Consider the following 1,074-nt stretch of genomic DNA (forward strand, 5'->3'; position numbering starts at 1 on the left):
GAGTCGGTGAATGCTTCGATAGGTTTGTTGGACGACAATGATTCCGTCGCTGTCGCGTAAGCGGCGTCGGTGGGGATCGCCCGGCTTGAGGCGGTCCGGTTCCGGGCGCTGGCCCGGCTGAACCGGCATCGTGAGGGTGCGCGTGGTGTCACGCAGGAAGTCGCCTTCGCGTTGTCTCTTGTGGACAATCATGCCGGTGCGATGGTCGCTGCCGCTGAAGCGTTGACCGCCCGGCTGCCGCGCACGTTGACTCTGATGGACGAGGGAAAAGTGAGTGGCTTCGGCGCGATGAAGGTCGCCGCGGCGACGGCGTGGCTGTCGGATGACAACGCCCTAGCGGCCGATGCCCTGCTCGAGGGCCGGTTGGCGGGGAAGAATTCCGGCCAGATCAGGAAAGCGGCTCATCATGCGGCGATCACGGTCGACCGCGAAGGAGCCGACAGACGTGCCGAGCACTCTCGCGAAGGTCGCCCTCTCAGCGTGCGGCAGGGCGAGACGGGGGTGGCGTCGATCGAGGTCGAGGACGGGCCCGCCGAGAAAGTCAACGCCGCCTACCTTCGCATCGACAGGGAAGCCAAGAAACTCAAGACCGGCGACGAAACCCGCACCCTGGACCAGTTGCGCGCGGACGTCGCGCTCGATCTCCTGCTCGGCGGCCAGGGTGGCGCGAGTGAGCGTGCGGACGTGTTCCTGTACATGGACTTGTTCACCTACCTCGGCCTCAACGACGACCCGGCGGAGATGGCCGGACACGGTCATCTTCCGGCGGCACTGGCACGGCACATCGCGACCGGCCCGGACACCGTGCTGCGCCGGATCATCACCGACCCGCTGTCCGGACAGATACTGGACCTCGGCCGGGACCGGTACCGGCCGACAGCGGGCGTCGCCGAGTTCGTCCGGGTGCGGGACCGTGAGTGCCGAAGACCCGGCTGCGGCCGCCCCGCACAGACCTGCGATCTCGACCATTCGGTGCCGTGGCAGTTCGGCGGCACCACCAACGCCGACGACCTCATCGACCTCTGCCGCCGAGATCACCGACTCAAAGACGAACCCGGCTGGACCTACCACCTC

Annotated in this window: 1 pseudogene; it reads left to right on the top strand. The window is 67.1% G+C overall.

Features of this window, described 5'->3' with window-relative positions:
- Nucleotides 1-18: 18 nt before the first annotated feature.
- Nucleotides 19-1,074: pseudogene (locus tag DL990_RS41120) on the top strand (DUF222 domain-containing protein); the annotation flags it as partial.

Source organism: Amycolatopsis sp. WAC 01416, from assembly GCF_003947485.1.
In the GTDB taxonomy this organism is placed as follows: domain Bacteria; phylum Actinomycetota; class Actinomycetes; order Mycobacteriales; family Pseudonocardiaceae; genus Amycolatopsis.